The organism is Veronia pacifica (assembly GCF_001707825.1).
Classification (GTDB): Bacteria; Pseudomonadota; Gammaproteobacteria; order Enterobacterales; family Vibrionaceae; genus Veronia; species Veronia pacifica.
The window spans coordinates 1-310 of record NZ_LYBM01000151.1 but is presented as its reverse complement, the minus strand read 5'-3'; the positions used below and the strand labels follow the sequence as shown (position 1 = coordinate 310).

Here is a 310-nt window from a genome sequence, read left to right as displayed (position 1 = left end):
TAGACCAAATCGCATGGGCAGGTAAAGGCGACGGCGTGCTGGCCTTCGATGCCAATGGCGATGGCACGGTAGGTGCTGACGGAAAAGAGCTGTTGGGTAACAACACCGACGTGAACGGCGATGGCAAGCGTGATGGCTTCAATAACGGCTTTGAGGCACTGCGTGCGCTGGCTATCCGTCACCTTGGAGAGGCCGCTGTGGCAGACGGCAAGCTGGACGCTGCCGAGCTACAGGCGCTGACTCAGAAAGCCGGGCTGAGCATGCTGGTGGACGGTGAGAATAAGTCGCTGGCTGAGCTTGGCATTACCGA

The 310-nt window shown here is 59.4% G+C and carries 1 protein-coding gene; it reads left to right on the top strand.

What is annotated here, in order from left to right; all coding sequences use genetic code 11:
• A partial coding sequence (locus A8L45_RS24945; protein ID WP_175402095.1) for an SPM autocatalytic domain-containing protein occupies positions 1-310 on the top strand: 310 nt, incomplete at both ends.